Source organism: Pedomonas sp. V897 (genome assembly GCF_051304405.1).
GTDB lineage: Bacteria > Pseudomonadota > Alphaproteobacteria > Sphingomonadales > Sphingomonadaceae > Pedomonas.
In genome coordinates this window covers 105445-122600 of record NZ_JBPPGG010000001.1, presented here as the reverse complement: position 1 = coordinate 122600, position 17156 = coordinate 105445, and the positions used below count along the sequence as shown (strand labels likewise).

Sequence of the window (17156 nt, the reverse complement as noted above, 5' to 3'; positions counted from 1 at the left end):
GCAGGAGGGGGCGGCGGGCCGGACGTGCTTTGCCCAGGCAAGTTCTTGAAGGGGATGGTCACCGCTTATGGATTTTCAGCTGTCCGAAGACCGGATCATGATCCAGGACATGGCCCGCAAGTTCGCGAGCGAGCGCTTGCGGCCGAACGCCATGCGCTGGGACGAGGAAAAGACGCTGGACCGCGACGTGCTGCAGGAGGCGGGAAGCCTCGGCTTCGGCGCGATCTACGCGCGCGAGGACGTGGGCGGCTCGGCGCTGACGCGCCTGGACGCGGCGCTGATCTTTGAAGCGCTCTCGGCCGGGGATGTGAGCCACGCCGCGTTCCTGTCGATCCACAACATGGCGACGTGGATGATCGACACCTACGGCAACGAGGAACAGCGCCAGAAGTGGGTGCCGCGCCTCGCGCCGCTGGAGCTGATCGCCAGCTACTGCCTCACCGAGCCGTCCTCGGGCTCGGACGCCGCCTCCCTGCGCACCCGCGCCGAGCGGGACGGTGACCACTATGTGCTGAACGGCTCCAAGGCGTTCATCTCGGGGGCCGGCTTCTCCGATATCTACGTGGTGATGGTGCGCACCGGCGAGCCGGGGCCCAAGGGCATCTCGACGCTGGTGGTGGAGAAGGACACGCCGGGCCTCTCCTTCGGTGCCAACGAGAAGAAGATGGGCTGGAACGCCCAGCCGACCGGCATCGTCAACTTCGACAACTGCCGGGTGCCGGTGGCCAACCGCCTGGGCGAGGAAGGGCAGGGCTTCAAGATCGCCATGTCCGGCCTCGACGGCGGGCGCATCAACATCGGCGCCTGCTCGCTGGGCGGGGCGCAGGAAGCGCTGGACCGCGCGGTGGAATACGCGAAGACCCGCCAGCAGTTCGGCCGGGCCATCGCCGACTTCCAGGTGAACCAGTTCAAGCTGGCCGACATGGCGACCGAGCTGGAGGCGGCGCGGCTGCTGCTCTACCGGGCCGCAAGCGCGCTGGATGCGGGAGACCCCGCCAAGACCCGGCTCTCGGCCATGGCCAAGCGCCTGGCGACGGACACCGGCTTCCGCGTGGCCAACGAGGCGCTCCAGATCCACGGCGGCTACGGTTACCTGAAGGACTACGAGATCGAGCGGATCGTGCGCGACCTGCGCGTGCACCAGATCCTTGAGGGGACCAACGAAATCATGCGCGTGGTGATCTCGCGCGAAATGTTGAGGGGGTAAGGGACCATGGCGACTGTTGCATTCATCGGTGTCGGCAACATGGGTGGCGGCATGGCCGTCAACCTGGCCAAGGCCGGCCACCGCGTGCTGGCCTATGACCTGCTGCCCGCCAATCTGGAAAAGGTGGTGGAGCAGGGCTGCGAGCAGGCGGAAAGCGTGGCATCCGCCGTGGCGCAGGCCGACGCGGTCGTCACCATGCTGCCGGCCGGCAAGCATGTGCGGCAGGTCTACGAGACCGAGGTGTTCCTCAGTGCCCGCCCGGGCACGCTGATGATGGATTGCTCCACCATCGACGTGGCGACTGCCCGCGACGTGGTGGAAGCCGCCACGGCCAAGGGATTCGTGATGGTGGACGCCCCGGTCTCCGGCGGTGTGGCCGCTGCTGCGGGCGGCACGCTCACCTTCATGGTGGGCGGCACCGACGAGGCGTTCAAGGCGGCCGAGCCCTATCTCACCTGCATGGGCAAGGCCGTGATTCACGCGGGCGACGCGGGCGCGGGTCAGGCGGCCAAGATCTGCAACAACATGCTGCTCGGCATTTCCATGATCGGCACCTGCGAGGCCTTCAACCTGGCGCAGAAGCTGGGACTGGACCCGCAGCGCTTCTTTGACATCTCCTCCAAGGCGTCCGGCCAGTGCTGGTCCATGACCAGCTATTGCCCGGTGCCCGGCCCGGTGCCGACCGCGCCGTCCAACCGCAACTACGAGGGCGGCTTCGCCGCTGCCCTGATGCTGAAGGATCTGCGCCTCGCCATGGAGGCGGCGCAGAAGGTGGGCGCGCCGACCCCGCTGGGCGCGGAGGCGGAATCGCTCTACGCCATCTTCAGCGGCATGGGCGGGGCCGGAAAGGACTTCTCCGCCATCATCAAGATGCTGGCCGGAGAGTGGAAGGGCTGAGGCCGGCAAACAGGCCCTACAGGCAACCAGACATAACCTGCGCGGCGGCTCCCAAGGGCCGCCGCTTTTGTTTTGGCCGTGACTTTTGTTTTGCCGGTGATTCGTGCGGACAAAAGCGATTCGATTCGAATCCCGTGCGTTGGGCGTAGACGGGCGTCTGGCTTGGGGCTGGGGGAGGTGCGGGGCAGCTGCGATTCTTCGCGAAAACCGCCGGAAATCCGCGGGATAGGGCTCCAGGAACGACCCCAGGAACGGCAAAGGCCCAGATGACTGGGTCATCTGGGCCTTCGCGTAGGTGGCTCCCCGGGCCGGATTCGAACCAGCGACCAACCGGTTAACAGCCGGTTGCTCTACCGCTGAGCTACCGGGGAACGAGGCGCTTCGTTTCTCTCGTCTCGGCGCCCCCGAAACTCGTGGGCCGCTCTATAACGATCTGCGCCGTGCCTGCCAATACCGTAATTCTGTTTTTCGTCACTTTTTTGGGGCCGGGGCAGGGGAGGCCCGCGAAAAAACAAGGCGTTGGCGGGCGGGACGTGTGAGTTGCCCCGCGTCCGCCCCGCCGTTGCCTGTTACTGCGGCGTGCCGCTGGCCGGCGAGAAGCGGCCGATGTTGCCGAATAGCTGCTGCCAGATCGAGACGTCGCGGCCGCGGGTCGGCGTCTTGTCGCCCGACGGCTTCACATTGACCAGCTGGTCCATGCCCAGCTTCTCGACGTTGGCGACCACGCCCTTGTCGTTGAAGCTGACCACCAGCACCTCGTGCTTCACCGGCTTGGGCTTGAGGAAGGCCAGCTGCTCGGTCTGGCGGGAGACATAGTACCAGGTGTTTTCGTCAAACTCGGACTGGAGCGAGGGCCGCCCCAGGGTGCGGGTGACCGAATCTTTGTTGTCGATGCCGGGCTGGATGGCGGCCACCAGCTGCGGATCGGCCAGGTAGCCCTTCGTGTCCTTGATCCGGGTGCAGCTCGCCACATTGACCGCGAGGGCGGCAATAAGCAGGGTTTTGGCAAGGCCATGCAGCATAATCGACTCGATCTCCGTTGCCGTCGCGTTGACGATGGATCAAGAGCCTTGCATATCCGCCCCTGAGCGCCGGGGCAAGCATCTGACACAGATGAGGTCCGGCCTGTTTGATTCGATGAGGAACATTCTCTTGAGCTGGTTCAGGACACTTTTTGGGCGGGGCGGCAAGCGCCGGCAGGCGGAAACCCTCTATGCGGCCGTGGTGGCCATGGTGCGCCAGCCCGACTGGTATGTCCGCGGCCGGGTGCCCGACACCGTGGACGGCCGCTTCGACGTTCTGGCGCTGGCGCTGTCGACGGTCTTTGCGCGTTTGCACAAGGAGGGCGAGGCCGGCGTGCCGCTGTCGAAGGGGCTGCTGGAGCTGTTCGTCGACGACATGGACAACGCCCTGCGCGAGATGGGCGTGGGCGACCTGTCCGTCGGCAAGCAGGTGCAGAAGATGGTCGAGGCCCTCAACGGGCGCCAGCAGGCCTACCGCACGGCCTTGGCCGAGCCGGATGCCGCCGCGTTGCGCGCCGCCCTGGTGCGGAACGTCTATCGCGGCGAGGACCCGGGGCCGAAGGCGCTGGACTGGCTGGAGGAGCGGATCCGGGCGCTGGACGCCCGCCTGTCGGCCCTCAGCCTCGACAACCTGAAACGCGGCCAGATCGGAGAGGAGCGGCCATGAGCGACACAGACATGACTTCGCCGGAGATGTCCCGCCTGGTGGAGACGGGCCGAATCCCGCTCCACGGCCTGAGGATGACGGTGGACGCCACGCCGCAGGAGCGCGAGGCGCTGGCCCGGCGCTTCCAGATCCCTGAAGTGCGCAGCCTGCACGCGGACGTGGAGATCAGGCCGCTGGGCACCGGCTACCTGCTGACGGGCGAGCTGGCCGCCGAAGTGGTGCAGACCTGCGTCATCTCCAGCTACCCCGTGGAGCAGAAGGTGGCCGAGACGCTGAACCTCCAGTTCTCGCCCGATGGCGAGGCGGCCGAGGAGGAGGTGGAGCTGTCGGAAGGGGATCTGGACGTGCTGCCGCTCACGGGCGATGCGCTCGACGTGGGCGAGGCCATCGCCGAGACGCTGGCGCTGGCGCTTGATCCCTACCCGAGGGCCTCGGACGAGCAGATGGCCGAGGTTCGCCGGTTCCTCATGACCGAGGAAGAGGACAGGCTGGCGCGTTCCCCCTTTTCCGCCCTCGCACAAAATCGCAATAATCCCGCTGACAAGGGTTGAATCTGGCCGCTGAATGAGTATTGTCGCGCGCTCATGTTAGCGGTCGGTTTCCCGGCCCGAGAAGATATTTTTAGGTGTGCCATGGCAGTACCCAAGAGGAAAACCACTCCGTCGCGTCGCAACATGCGTCGCAGCCATCATGCCCTGACGCCGGTCGGCCATCAGGAATGCCCGAACTGCGGTGAGCTGAAGCTGCCGCACAACGTCTGTGTCGCCTGCGGCCACTACAACGGCCGCGAGGTGATCTCCGAGACGTCGGCCTGACGTTAGGTTTCAGCGGCTCAGAATCTCGAAATGGCTGAGGGTCCGACGATCGCGCTCGACGCCATGGGCGGCGATCATGGGCCGACCGTGGTCCTCGCCGGCGCGGAGCTTGCTCGCGTTAGATTCCCGGAAATCCGGTATCTGATTTTCGGCCGCGAAGACGAAGTCAGGAAGGTTCTCAAGCAGTATCCCAAGCTTGAGGCCTGCTCTGAAGTCATACACACGGACGACGTGGTTCTTGGTTCGGACAAGCCGAGCCAGGCGCTGCGTCGTTCGCGTACCGCCAGCATGGGCGTGGCCATCCAGTCGGTGAAGGACGGGCGGGCGCAAGCCGCCGTCTCCGCCGGCAATACGGGCGCGCTCATGGCCATGGCCAAGTTCATTCTGCGCACCAATGAAGGCATCGACCGGCCGGCGCTCGTCGCGCTGATGCCGAACATGCGCGCGGAGTCGGTGATGCTGGACCTGGGGGCGAACACGGAATGTTCGGCCGAAAACCTGGTTCAGTTCGCCATCATGGGTGCGGCCTTTGCCCGCACCGTCCTCGGTCTGTCGCGCCCCAAGGTCGCTCTCCTCAACATCGGGGAGGAGGAGCTGAAGGGCACGGATGACCTGAAGGAAGCTGCCGCACGCCTGCGCGACACCGACCTGCCCATGGAATTCGTGGGCTTCACCGAAGGCGACAAGATCGGCGTCGGGGACGTGGACGTGATCGTGACCGACGGATTCAGCGGCAATATCGCGCTGAAAACCGCCGAAGGCACGGCGAAGCTGATCTCCGGCCTGCTGCGCAGGGCGTTCCAGCATTCCCTGTGGACCAAACTGGGCTATCTGCTGGCGCGGTCCGGCCTCAAGGCGCTGAGGTCGCACCTTGACCCCAACAATCATAACGGCGCCGTGTTTCTTGGTTTGAACGGGCTTGTGGTAAAGAGCCATGGCGGCGCCAATGCCGCCGGTATGGCCGCGGCCATCAGCCTGGCCTATGATCTGATTACGGACGACATCAGCCGCAGGATCGCGCAGGATCTGGATAACTTCCGCGCGAAGCCCGCGGCGCCCACGGAGGAAGCATGAGCGGCGCGTTGCGGTCCCGGATTATCGGTTGCGGCTCGTATCTGCCGCAGCGGGTGATGTCCAACGACGAACTGTCCGAAATCGTCGAGACGTCTGACGAATGGATCGTGGAGCGGACCGGCATCCGCCAGCGTCACGTGGCAGCAGAGGACGAGAAGACCTCCGACCTGGCCACGAACGCCGCCCGGGCCGCGCTTGCCCACGCGGGCATCGATGCCTCGGAGGTGGAGCTGATCGTGGTGGCAACCGCCACCCCGGACGATACCTTCCCGGCCGTCGCCACCCAGGTTCAGCGCAAGCTGGGGATCACCCACGGCGCGGCCTTCGACGTGCAGGCCGTCTGCTCCGGCTTCATCTATGCCCTGTCCGTGACCGACGCGATGGTGCGCGCCGGCCAGGCCAAGGTGGCGCTGGTGATCGGCGCCGAGACCTTCAGCCGGATTCTCGACTGGCAGGACCGCACCACCTGCGTGCTGTTCGGCGACGGCGCCGGCGCGGTGGTGCTGAAGGCCGAACCGGCGGGCGACATCCGCACCGACCGGGGCGTGCTGGCCAGCCGCCTGCACTCGGACGGGCGCTATCGCGACATGCTCTACGTGGATGGCGGGCCGTCTTCCACCCGCACCACCGGCTTTCTCCGCATGAAGGGGCGGGAGGTGTTTCGCCACGCCGTCGAAAACCTGGCCTCCGTTGTGGGCGAGGTGCTGAACGAGGCGGGATTCGAGGCGAAGGATGTCGACTGGGTGGTGCCGCATCAGGCCAACCGCCGGATTCTGGAAAGCACCGCCAAGAAGCTGGGCCTGCCCATGGAGCGGGTGGTGGTGACCGTCGATCGTCACGCCAACACCTCGGCGGCCTCCGTGCCGCTGGCGCTGGATACCGCCGTGAAGGACGGCCGCATCAAGCCGGGCGACCTGCTGATGATGGAAGCCATGGGCGGCGGCTTCACCTGGGGCGGCGCGCTGGTGCGTTGGGGATAAAGCGTTTTTCGCTCAATCCCTTGGCACCGAAACATTCGGCCAGCGTTGTTATTCACGGTCCAGTCATGTAGGCTCACTGCTTCGGTGGTGACAAAAGGGCAAAGGCGACGTCATGTCCAGCAACACAGTCACGCGCGCCGACTTGAGCGAGGCCGTCTATCAGGAAATCGGCTTGTCCAGGGCTGAGTCCGCCGCGCTCGTCGAGCAAGTTCTCGCCCTGATCTCCGATACGCTGGTATCGGGACAGAACGTGAAGCTGTCCTCCTTCGGCAGCTTCGTTCTGCGGCAGAAGGGCGGGCGGGTCGGACGCAACCCCAAGACCGGCGAGGAAGTGCCGATCGAGCCGCGTCGGGTGCTCACCTTCAAGGCCAGCCAGGTGATGCGCGACCGCATCAACAGCGTCAACCCGGAGCAGGAATAACGGCGCAACGTCCCCTGGCGGAATACGGCAGGGCGGACTCCCGGGAACTTCCATTCATTCGGGCGCAAGCTGGCGCATGCTAGACGGCCCGGGAACGATTGAGCGTGGGGACCAGTGCAGGAATGAGCGAGGGAAAGTCTGCCAAAGCCTATCGCACCATCAGCGAGGTGGCCGAAAGCCTTGGCGTGCCCCAGCATGTTCTGCGCTTCTGGGAAACCAAGTTCCCCGCCGTCAAGCCGCTGAAGCGGGGCGGCAACCGGCGCTACTACCGGCCCGAGGACGTGGAGCTGCTCCAGGTCATCCACAGGCTGCTGCACGTGGAAGGCTACACCATCAAGGGCGCGCAGAAGCTGCTGAAGGAGCGGGGCGTGCGTCCGCTGGTGGACGCCTTGCTGAACAGCACGACCGGCGCCTCCGGCCAGCCGGTGCCGCTCGCACTGGCAGCCGCCGGGGCCGATCCGGGAGCGGCCGCTCTCGCGACCGATGACATCACTCCGGCTCCGACACCGACACCGACACCGACACCGACACTGCCTCCGTCACCGCCTCCGGCAATGATGACCGCCGCCGCCACCGCTGCCGAAGTCGCCGCCGAAGCCGCCGGGGACGATGCCGGGCCGGTGCACGAGCACCTCAATGGCGAAGGGCTCGGCGCGGGCGAACCGCCGGTCGCTGACGCAGCGGCTGCCGGGCGCCAGCACCGCGCGGCGGTGGTCGAAGAGCTGCGGGCCATCCGCGCCCGCCTGGCCGAAGCGCTGGGCGCTGCATCCGCCTGACGCCGTCTGATTTTTTGATTTTGAAGGTTTTTTTGCAGGAGGGGCTTACCCCTCCTGCACCTCCCTTTTGTTGAAAGGGCCATTCGTTGAAAGGGCTGTGTCCGTGATGCCGGGCGCGGCCCTTTCTCTTGCCGGATCTATCGGGACGTGCGGGTGATGACAGCCGCGTCCCGAAAAACGAACAGGGGGTGGCAGGGGGATCAAGATCCCCCTGCATTTCTTGTTTGTGCGCCTCCGCGCACGGGGGGATCAAGATCCCCCTGCATTTCCTGTTTGTGCGCCTCCGCGCACGGTCTTGTTTGTGCGCCTCCGCGCACGGGGGGATCCAAGATCCCCTGCAAAATCAAAAAGACCGTAACCTACCCCCGCCGGACCGGCTGGCGGCGGGAGATGTCTTCCAGCACGCCGACGATCTGCATTCGGGCTTCGGTCTTGCCGAGGGCGCGGGAGAACATGGAGGACAGGCTGTTCTGGGTTGGCTCCTTGCCGATTTCGCCGAACAGGGCGCCAAGGCCTTCGGCCGAGACGCCGAAGGTGGCCGCGCCGGCCAGCATGCCGCCGAGGCCGGGGATGCCGAAGCCGGCTCCGAAGCCGATCAGCACCTGGCTGGCGATGCGGCTGCCGATGCAGCTCACCTTTTTCACCGCCGTTTCCATTTCGCCAAGGATGAGGCTGGTGTCATAGCGATTGAGCGCCTCGGCGTAGGCGCGGGCGGTGGTGAGGCTGTCCGCCTTCACCCGGTTTTGCTCCAGGAGGGAGGCGCGGACCGCCGAGATGAGGTCGTCGCGGTAGGCCTGGATGTCGTCGGTGATGGGTTTGGCCTGGTTGAGGATGTAGTCGATGGTCTCGTCCTTCACGTCGGACTGGCGCTGGATCATCGACCACACGGTGCTGACGGAGCTGGAGAGGCGGCGTTCTTCCTTGCGCACGTTTTCCGTGGCGATCCACTCCCAGATCTCGGCCTCGGCGTCGGTGACCGCCTTGTGGTTCTGCACGCCGTGGACGCGGTCGTGCACCGTGCTGGCGGTGATGTAGTCGAGCATGGGCGCGTATTCGGACAGGCGCATGTTGTAGGTGCCGCCGAAGGCTCCGGTGATCGGCGCGGTGAAGCGGTGGTGATAGAGGGTGGCCAGGCGGGCCAGCTCGGCCAGCTCCTCGGGGCGGGGGTCCTGCACGCGCAGGAGGGCGTCGATGGCTGTCTCGGTCACGTCCGAGAAGATGTCGCGGTAGGCCTGGTAGTAGGCCAGCCGCCAGGCGAACTGGCGCGGGTGGATGAGGTGGCCGCCGCGCACCTCGGCACCCGCCAGGCGCGCGCGCTCCTCGGGCGAGCGGGCGCTGCGCCAGGCCTCCTCGAGGCGGGGGTAGTATTCGGCAATGCGCTGCTGCTCGCTGCCGTGGTAGCGCTTCAGGCGCAGGCGGTCGTGCGGGCGATTCTGGTCCGCCAGCGAGAACAGGATGTTGCGCCGCGCGGCCAGGCAATAGAACAGGCCGTTGTCCTCAAGCTCCTGAAGGATCAGGCCGATCGACTCGGTCTGGGCGGCGTAGGCGTCGAAGGTGGCGGGGACATCGGGGTCGAGGTCCCGCAGGTTGATGTGGATGCGCTTGTGGTTGCGCTGGAACCACTTCACGATGGCGATGAACTGGCCCACCGTGCAGCTGTAGATGGCGGGGAAGTCCTCGGGCGCGACCGGCAGCAGATCCACCAGCACCGCCCGGTTCGACAGCACGGCCGTGGTGAGGGGCTGGCCCTCGATCCACGAGCCCCAGTCCGGCGCCAGCGCCGCCTGTTCCAGCGTCTCGCCGGTGGTGCGGACGTACTGGGTGTCCCCCGTCAGCAGGGAGGCCGCCAGCGCGCGCATCTCCTCGGTGGTGATGGTGTCGAACTCGATGCGCGAGAGCAGCCGCTCGTCCGCCGCCTGCATGTCGAGAATGATCTGGTGGAGGCGGTAGCCGATCTGACGCGGCGTCAGGGTGGACTTGAGACGCATGGTACAGGAACTCGTCACGGTAAAGGAACTGAACCGGGAGAGTTAACCGGCGCCGGATTGCAAGGACAAGGTTGTTTTCGGGTTTGGGGGCAGAATGGGTTTGCAGGAGGGGCGCGGACCCTCCTGGCAACCTCCCTGACTCTCATCGGGCCGCGCCTTGCTGCGCGGGTGCGCGCGAGCGGAGGCGTGATCGCGCGACATGGATGTCACTTATGACACTTTGCCAGAAGGGCGGCTGGGGGTGGGTATGGCCGGGGTGGGGGTGAGGTGTTGTGCGAGATGAGCCGGGTACGGTGCGTGCCGAGGTGGTTCTGGCCTGGCAGGGCCGGGAGGTCCGGTCCGGCAGAGGACTGCTCGCGGCGTGAAAGACGGGGCGGGGTGCGTTCCGCTCGCGCGTCCTGATCAGCCCTGTAAGGCGCTGCTCTAGCGACCGGGCTCGGGGTTGAGGAAAGGGCGCTGCGCGCCTGCCAGATGCGCCCCGTTCAATTCCGAAGAATGTGGCTCTAGCGACCGGGCGCGGCCCGAGAAACGAAAAGGGGGTGCAGGGGGATCAAGATCCCCCTGCATTTCCTGTTTGTGCGCCTCCGCGCATAGTCCTGTTTGTGCGCCTCCGCGCACAGTCTCCTTTGTGCGCCTCCGCGCACAGGGACAACCCTGGCAATCAGGACACCGCCTCGGCGGCGGCGTCGAACTGGAGGTTGGCGAGGCGTGCGTAGAGCCCGCCCTGAGCGAGCAGTTCCTGGTGGGTGCCTTGGGCAACGATGCGGCCCTTTTCGAGCACGATGATGCGGTCGGCGCGCACCACGGTGGCGAGGCGGTGGGCGATGACGAGGGTGGTCCGCCCGGCCATCAGCTTTTCCAGCGCCTGCTGGACGAGGCGTTCGGACTCGGCGTCGAGGGCGGAGGTGGCTTCGTCCAGCAGCAGGATGGGCGCGTCGCGCAGGATGGCGCGGGCGATGGCAAGACGCTGGCGCTGGCCGCCCGAGAGGCGCACGCCGGACTCGCCCAGCCAGGTGTGGATGCCCTGGGGCAGGGCGCGCAGGAACTCGGCGGCGTTGGCGGCCTCGGCGGCGGCCCAGACTTCCGCCTCGGTGGCGTCGGGGCGGCCGTAGAGGATGTTCTCGTAGGCGGTAGCCGCGAAGATCACCGTCTCCTGCGGCACCACGGCCATGCGCGCGCGCAGCTCCTGCGGGTCGGCCTGGGGGAGCGGCACGCCATCGATGCGGATCTCCCCGCCCTGGGGGTCGTAGAAGCGCTGGATCAGCTGGAACAGGGTGGACTTGCCTGCGCCGGACGGGCCGACCACCGCCACGGTCTCGCCCGGGCGCACCGAGAGGGTGAGGTCGTGCAGGGCCGGGGCGTCGGTGGCGGTGGGGTAGGCGAACTCAACGTGGTCGAATTCCACCTCGCCGCGCGCGGGCACGGGCAGGGGGACCGGGTTGGCCGGGCGCTTGATGATCGGGTCAGCGCGCAGCAGCTCGGACAGGCGGCTGGCCGCGCCCGCCGCCCGCATCACGTCGCCGAACACTTCCGTCAGCGAGCCGATGGCCCCGGCCACCAGCGCGGCCCACAGCACGAAGGCGGTGATCGCCCCGCCGGAGAGGTTGCCGGCGATGACATCGCGCGCGCCTTCCCACAGCACAAAGGTGATGGCCGAGAACACGAGGAGAATGACCAGCGCCGTCAGCACCGCGCGGGCGGTGAAGCGGCGGCGGGCGGCCCCGAACGCGCCCTCGACGATGCGGGTGAAGCGCTGGGCCTCGCGCTGCTCCTGGGTGAAGGCCTGGACGACGCGAATGGCCCCGAGGGCCTCGTCGGCGAGCGTTGCCACCTCCGCCACCGCATCCTGGCTGGTGCGGGAGAGTTTGCGCACCCGGCGGCCGAGCACGATGATGGGAACGACGGTGGCCGGGATGACCAGCATGAGGAGCGCCGCGTGCTTGGGGCTGGTGATGAACAGCAGTGCCACCCCGCCGATGCCGGTGATGAGGTTCCGCAGCGCCACGGAGACGGACGTGCCCACCACCTGCTCGATGATGGTGGTATCCGCCGTGAGGCGCGAGGCGATTTCGGACGGGCGGTTTTCCTCGAAGAACTGGGGCGAGAGGGTGAGCAGGTGCCGGTGCACCGCCGTGCGCAGGTCGGCGATGACCCGCTCGCCCAGCCAGGTGACGCAGTAGAAGCGCGTGGCTGTTGCCAGCGCCAGAACCCCGACGATGCCGAGAAGCCCCAGGAAGTAGGGGGTGATGGCGGCGGGGTCCTGCGCCCCGAAGCCGTGGTCCACCACGTAGCGGAAGCCCTGCGGAATGGCGAGCGTCGCGCCGGAGGCGAGCAGCAGGGACAGAACCGCAACGGCCAGATGGCCCGGATAGCGCCGGACGAACTGCCAGACCGTCTGAAGATGCGCCAGGCGGCGGCGAATGGAGACAGGGGGGTGGTCGGTCATGCGGGCACCCTTATCAGCCTCCCTTGCCCAGCACAATCGCGCGGGAGATCCTCCCCGCCGGCGCGACAGCGCAGCGCACCCCGGCCGGGGCAGACTCGGGGGCGCGGAAGGGCCCGCCGGGTGCAGGCCGCGCGCCGGAGTCGCCCGGGCGGCACGATCGGTGCGCCGCCCCCTTGCGTCGGCGCGCCGCTTCGAGTAGAAGCCCGCTTTCTTTCAGATGGACTGGTCGGCAACCAGCCGAAGCGAGGCACGCCATGAAGCAGAACATTCATCCTGACTATCACATCATCACTGTCCAGATGACGGATGGCACCACCTACCAGACCCGCTCCACCTGGGGTAAGGAAGGTGACACCATGGTGCTGGAAATCGATCCGAAGTCGCACCCGGCCTGGACCGGCGGCAACCAGCGCGTCATGGACCATGGCGGCATGATCTCCCGCTTCAACAAGCGTTTCGGCAACTTCAAGCTGGGCAAGTAAGTCCGGCCGTCCCCTGCCGGGGAGAGGGCGACCGCCGCGTTGCCCTGAAGCTGAACGAATTTGGAAACGGGCTGGCCTCACGAGGCCGGCCCGTTTTCGTTTGTGCGGCGGGTGGAGGCGCCGGGGAATGACAAGACGATTGCTTTAAAACGATATTGTGCGGGAATTACCTATTGACCATTGTCACGATGGCAGGCATGATCCGGGACAGTTCTGAAAGATGCGCCAGCCGAACGCTCCGGCTGGCAGTTCAACACACTCCCGACGGTCTGACGCCCCGAAGTTTCGGTGTTCCCTGGTTTCAGGTTCTCAGTTCCCAGTTCCCAGTCTCTGGCGTTTCGGTGGTCTGATGCTCCGGCACCCCTGACGGACGGTGGGAATGCCGGCGAGTCGCTCCCGTTCCATGGGCGTGAGCGGTTCTGTCCCATGGCGGTATCCCATGGTGGTGTTCCATGGCGGCGTATCGGCGGGCGTAATTTGGCAGGCGTATCGGCCGGGCCTTCACCATCGCCCTGGTGGGCCTTCACCATCACCTGCGCCATCACCCTGCCGGGCCTGTTCCTGCTGTTGTTTCTCGTGCTCTTCCTCAACCGGGACGTGCTTCCTGAAAGGCACGACCACGGCGCTGGTCAGCCGCCGCTCGGGCCGCACCCGCACCGTGACGCTGGGGCCGTGACGGTGGGACCGTGATGGTGGGGTGGGGGCTCCGGTTCGGCCTCGATCCTCGCCTGTGGTTGCGGGCGGAGGGGGTGCGATCTGCGACCCGCCGCAGGCCGGTGGGGCGGGGATGGGCGATAGCGTGGCGGAAATCGGCGTAGTGGACATCAGCGTGAGGCGTAAGGGAGCGGGTGCGGGTGCGCCTGGCGGTGGCGTGGGGCATAGCGGTGCCGGGGGCGCGATGTGGCCGTCGCTCATTAAAATCATTCAACGAACGGGAATGGGGGCAATGTTGGGGACGTGGGGCGATGCAAAGAGGATCGAGCAATGCAGAGGGGAAACAGGTGATGCAGAGCGGGGCAGGAGGTGCAGAGCGGCCGGGAAATGAAGGGAGCCAGAAGATGAAGGGAGCCAGCAGATGAAGGGGCCGGAGGCCCCATTCAAAGTTTGCCCATTCAAAGGATCTCCTGTTCAAAGGATCCCCTGTTCAAAGACCCACCGCGTTGAGACGGCCCCGGTCCGTTGGCTTGGGCCGTCCCCAGGGTGAACGTGGGGTGCCAAGGCGGGTGAAGGGCGCGTCCCAATCATTCCAATCATTCATGGTCCAGAAGATGCATGATCCAGAAGATGCATGATCCAGAAGACGGGCGCGTCCCAGTCAACACTGATCCAGAAGGCACGCCGGTCATGCCGGGTGCGGCAGATAAAAAGGAGGGGGTGCAGGGGCCTCAGGCCCCTGCGAAAAACAAAAATTACAACGCCTTAAAACCAAAACCTAACACGCCAGATGACGATCGGCAGCGGCAAGAACGGCGGCGGTCATGGGGGCGAGGGCAGTGTCGATGGCGCGGGACCACTGCCAGAACAGGGGCACGTCGAGCGCGGTGCCGGGCTGGAGTTCGACCAGACGTCCGGCGGCGAGGTGGGGGCGGGCAAGGGGCTCCGGGTTCATGCCCCAGCCGAGCCCGGCAAGGGCGGCGTCCACAAAGGCGTGGCTGGAGGGCAGCCAATGGGTCGGCGGCGCGATGGCCCGGCCGGTCACGCGGGCGATCCAGCGGGACTGAAGCGCGTCCTTGGCGTTGAAGCACAGGCACGGGGCCCGGGCGAGCGCGTCGTCGTCGAGGCCGTTCGGGAACCAGCGGCGCATGAAGGCCGGGCTGGCGGTCGCCAGATAGCGCATGGCCCCGAGCGGCCGGCTGCCGCACCCCTGCACCGGCTCGGCATGGGCGGTGACGGCCGCGCTCACCTCGCCCCGCCGCAGCCAGTCCGCGCTGTGGTCCTGATCGTCCAGCACCAGATCGAACAGCAGTCCATCGGTGGCGGCCATGGCGTCGATGAACCAGGTGGCGAGGCTGTCCGCATTGACGGCAATGCGCAGCGTCGCCGGGCGGCGGCCGGGCAGCAGGCTGGCGAGGTCAGCCTGAAGGCCATACTCCAGCAGGCCGACGCTCTCCACATGGCGGCAAAGGCGCGTGCCAAGGGGCGTGGCGGTGCAGGGCTGGCCGCGCACGATGACGATCGCCCCGAGCCGCTCCTCCAGCAGCTTCACCCGCTGGGAGACGGCGGACGGCGTGATGCCGAGCTGGCGGGCGGCCTTCTCGAAGCTGCCGGTCTGCACCACGGCGGCCACCGCTTCCAGGCTGGGGTAGTCGAGCATGGATTAGAATTGCTTAATAGACCTAAGGAACTTTAGTTTTTCTAAGAATCGCAGCCGGGCTAGTCAATCCGCGAAAGGAGAAGCGGATGACAAGCGGGGAGTCCTTCAGCGCTTACGGCGCAGGTCTGATGCTGGGGCTGGGGTTGATCGTGGCCATCGGCGCGCAAAACGCTTTCGTGCTGCGGCAGGGGCTGCGGCGCGAATACGTGCTGCCCGTCTGCCTTGTCTGCGCCCTGTCCGATGCCGCGCTCATCAGCGTGGGCGTGGCCGGCTTCGGCGCGCTCATCGCCCGCCTGCCGTGGCTGGAACCCGTCATGCGCTTCGGCGGCGCCGCGTTCCTCCTGTTCTACGCCGCACGGAGCCTCCGCTCGGCCCTCCAGAACAGCAACAGCCTCAACCCGGCCGAAGGAGCCGGGCTGGGGCTCGGCGCAACCCTGCTGACATGCCTCGCCTTCACCTGGCTCAACCCGCACGTCTACCTCGATACCGTCCTCCTGCTGGGCTCCATCTCCACCCAATACGAAGGCCGCAAAATCCCCTTCGCCCTCGGCGCAATGTCCGCCTCGTTCCTGTTCTTCTTCGCCCTCGGCTACGGCGCACGCCTGCTGCGGCCGCTGTTCGCCAAACCCGCCGCATGGCGCGTGCTCGACGCCCTCATCGCCGCAACCATGACCCTCATCGCACTCGATCTGGTGGCAGGGTACGGGACCTTGAGTGAAGGGTCGTGGGCCGAAGGTTCTTGGGGTGAAGGTTCACTTGGGGTGAAGGTTGGTGGGGTGAGGGTTCTCTTGGGGTGAAGATTCTTGGGTGAAAGGGGGTCTTGGACCCCCTTTCGATCCCCCATTCGTTTGCAAGGACCGCGTCCGGCATGAGCCGGTACTGCCCTTTCTGGGGGAGTGGGAGAGGTAACGGGTCGCACCCGGTCTTGCTGGCGGTGCGTAATGGAGAGGCGTGCTGGAGGGGGCAGTCGCTCCTTAAAATCATTCAGCCTTGTGGACGAACAGCCAGAGGGGCTGGGGAAGGGCGAGGGGCTTGGGCCTTCCAGCCTGAGGGCGAGGTATAGGGGGAGTAACGGGCCGCACCTGGTCTTGCTGGCGGCGCGTGCTGGAGGGGGCGCCGCAGTCGCTCCTTAAAATCATTCAACCTTGAGGGTGAACAGCCAGAGGGAGGTTGGGGAGGGGTGAGGGGCTTCGGTCTTCTCGCCTGAGGGAGAGGTATAGCGGGGGTATCGGGCCGCACCCGGTCTTACTGGTGGCGGGGGCTGGCGGCGCGGGCTGGTGGGGCGTCGCAGTCGCTCCTTAAAATCATTCAACCTTTCGGACGAACAGCCAGAGGGGCTGGAGAAGGGTGAGGGGCTGGGGTCTTCCTGCCTGAGGGCGAGGTATAGCGGGGGCAACGGGCCGCACCTGGTCTTGGCGGCGGTGCGGGCAGGAGGGGCGTGCTGGAGGGGGCGTGGCAGACGCTCCTTAAAATCATTCAACAGACTGTTGAGCACTCTTGAGCTTGGGCTTGGGCTTGGGCTTGGGCTTGGGGTTGGGGTTGGGGTTGGGGTTGGGGTTGGCTGTTGTTTGACGGATGTTGGTCGGGCTGCGATTCCGGGTGGGGCGTCTGGCGAGGGGGCAGGGGTGGCAGGGGTGGCGAGGTTCGCGGGCTTCGTGCGGCTTGCAAGGTTCGCAGGGTTCATGAGGTTTGCACGGTGAGGACGACCGGGTGCGGTCCTTTCAAACCTTGAGGCAGTCAGGCGCGACAGCAGTCGGAACCCATGGCTGTCAAACCCCATGGCTGTCAAACCCCGTGGCGGTCAATCCCTCTGGCGGTCAAAGCCTGGGGCACGCGATCCTTGCGGCAGTAGAACCCTCGATGGGCTTAAACCCATGACAGGGAGAAGGGCTGCGCATGTTGATCCCGCGCCTATCCCCCGCTCCTATCTCCCGCGCGGGGCCCGAAAACGCATGGCCCGAAAAACGAATGGGAGGTGCAGGAGGGTCCAAGACCCTCCTGCAAAATCAAATGCTTGATAAAAATATCTAAACGAAAAAATAAAGTTTGCCCCGGGCAATCTATGAG

Annotated in this window: 16 protein-coding genes and 1 tRNA gene; 12 read left to right on the top strand and 5 right to left on the bottom strand. The window is 66.4% G+C overall.

All coding sequences use genetic code 11. The features are described 5' to 3' along the window. Positions 1–67: 67 nt before the first annotated feature. The gene (locus ACSJJU_RS00670; RefSeq protein ID WP_435913204.1) at positions 68–1207 is read left to right on the top strand and encodes an acyl-CoA dehydrogenase family protein; all 1140 of its coding nucleotides are present in this window, start codon (positions 68–70) and stop codon (positions 1205–1207) included. A gap of 6 nt (positions 1208–1213) precedes the next feature. Continuing rightward, a complete protein-coding gene (mmsB, locus tag ACSJJU_RS00665) occupies positions 1214–2104 on the top strand; it encodes a 3-hydroxyisobutyrate dehydrogenase (protein ID WP_435913202.1) in 891 nt (296 codons plus the stop codon). 296 nt (positions 2105–2400) lie between these two features. On the opposite strand, the gene ACSJJU_RS00660 is transcribed toward mmsB, so the two are convergent. Both ACSJJU_RS00660 and ACSJJU_RS00655 read right to left on the bottom strand, forming a co-directional pair. Beyond that, a tRNA-Asn gene (locus tag ACSJJU_RS00660) sits at positions 2401–2475 on the bottom strand. Between the two features lie 198 nt (positions 2476–2673). After that, positions 2674–3126, bottom strand: a complete 453-nt coding sequence (locus tag ACSJJU_RS00655) for an outer membrane protein assembly factor BamE (RefSeq protein ID WP_435913201.1) — start codon at positions 3124–3126, stop codon at positions 2674–2676. Between the two features lie 130 nt (positions 3127–3256). Between ACSJJU_RS00655 and ACSJJU_RS00650 the strand changes: the two genes are divergently transcribed. The 7 genes from ACSJJU_RS00650 to ACSJJU_RS00620 all read left to right on the top strand — a co-directional run bounded on the left by ACSJJU_RS00650 (position 3257) and on the right by ACSJJU_RS00620 (position 7859). Beyond that, positions 3257–3793 carry a ubiquinol-cytochrome C chaperone family protein gene (locus tag ACSJJU_RS00650; RefSeq protein WP_435913200.1) on the top strand — a complete coding sequence of 179 codons (537 nt, stop codon included), beginning with the start codon at positions 3257–3259 and terminating at the stop codon, positions 3791–3793. After that, positions 3790–4344, top strand: coding sequence for a YceD family protein (locus ACSJJU_RS00645; protein ID WP_435913199.1), 555 nt, complete (start codon positions 3790–3792; stop codon positions 4342–4344). Before ACSJJU_RS00650 ends, ACSJJU_RS00645 begins: the two co-directional genes overlap by 4 nt. Positions 4345–4425: 81 nt before the next feature. Then, positions 4426–4608, top strand: coding sequence for a 50S ribosomal protein L32 (rpmF, locus tag ACSJJU_RS00640; RefSeq protein WP_435913198.1), 183 nt, complete (start codon positions 4426–4428; stop codon positions 4606–4608). Positions 4609–4638: 30 nt separating this feature from the next. Beyond that, positions 4639–5682 carry a phosphate acyltransferase PlsX gene (gene plsX / locus ACSJJU_RS00635; RefSeq protein WP_435913197.1) on the top strand — a complete coding sequence of 348 codons (1044 nt, stop codon included), beginning with the start codon at positions 4639–4641 and terminating at the stop codon, positions 5680–5682. After that, positions 5679–6662 (top strand): beta-ketoacyl-ACP synthase III, encoded by a 984-nt coding sequence (locus ACSJJU_RS00630; protein WP_435913195.1) that lies wholly within the window; start codon positions 5679–5681, stop codon positions 6660–6662. The genes plsX and ACSJJU_RS00630 overlap by 4 nt, the downstream gene beginning before the upstream one ends. A gap of 112 nt (positions 6663–6774) precedes the next feature. Then, complete coding sequence (locus tag ACSJJU_RS00625) at positions 6775–7083, top strand: integration host factor subunit alpha (RefSeq protein WP_435913194.1); 309 nt, start codon at positions 6775–6777, stop codon at positions 7081–7083. A gap of 122 nt (positions 7084–7205) precedes the next feature. Continuing rightward, the gene (locus ACSJJU_RS00620) at positions 7206–7859 is read left to right on the top strand and encodes a MerR family transcriptional regulator (protein ID WP_435913193.1); all 654 of its coding nucleotides are present in this window, start codon (positions 7206–7208) and stop codon (positions 7857–7859) included. 359 nt (positions 7860–8218) lie between these two features. Here ACSJJU_RS00620 and ACSJJU_RS00615 read toward each other — a convergent pair whose 3' ends face one another. Together ACSJJU_RS00615 and ACSJJU_RS00610 are read right to left on the bottom strand one after the other, a co-directional pair. After that, positions 8219–9847 carry a hypothetical protein gene (locus ACSJJU_RS00615; RefSeq protein WP_435913192.1) on the bottom strand — a complete coding sequence of 543 codons (1629 nt, stop codon included), beginning with the start codon at positions 9845–9847 and terminating at the stop codon, positions 8219–8221. A gap of 661 nt (positions 9848–10508) precedes the next feature. Continuing rightward, positions 10509–12293, bottom strand: coding sequence for an ABC transporter transmembrane domain-containing protein (locus ACSJJU_RS00610; RefSeq protein WP_435913191.1), 1785 nt, complete (start codon positions 12291–12293; stop codon positions 10509–10511). 254 nt (positions 12294–12547) lie between these two features. Here ACSJJU_RS00610 and rpmE point away from each other — a divergent pair, with 254 nt between their 5' ends. Next, on the top strand, positions 12548–12775 hold the full coding sequence (gene rpmE / locus ACSJJU_RS00605; RefSeq protein WP_435913190.1) for a 50S ribosomal protein L31: 228 nt from the start codon (positions 12548–12550) through the stop codon (positions 12773–12775). A 426-nt stretch (positions 12776–13201) separates the two neighbouring features. Further along, positions 13202–13465, top strand: a complete 264-nt coding sequence (locus ACSJJU_RS00600) for a hypothetical protein (RefSeq protein ID WP_435913189.1) — start codon at positions 13202–13204, stop codon at positions 13463–13465. 742 nt (positions 13466–14207) lie between these two features. Here ACSJJU_RS00600 and ACSJJU_RS00595 read toward each other — a convergent pair. Next, positions 14208–15089 carry a LysR family transcriptional regulator ArgP gene (locus ACSJJU_RS00595; RefSeq protein ID WP_435913188.1) on the bottom strand — a complete coding sequence of 294 codons (882 nt, stop codon included), beginning with the start codon at positions 15087–15089 and terminating at the stop codon, positions 14208–14210. Positions 15090–15175: 86 nt separating this feature from the next. Here ACSJJU_RS00595 and ACSJJU_RS00590 point away from each other — a divergent pair, with 86 nt between their 5' ends. After that, the gene (locus tag ACSJJU_RS00590) at positions 15176–15886 is read left to right on the top strand and encodes a LysE/ArgO family amino acid transporter (protein ID WP_435913187.1); all 711 of its coding nucleotides are present in this window, start codon (positions 15176–15178) and stop codon (positions 15884–15886) included. Positions 15887–17156 lie beyond the last annotated feature (1270 nt).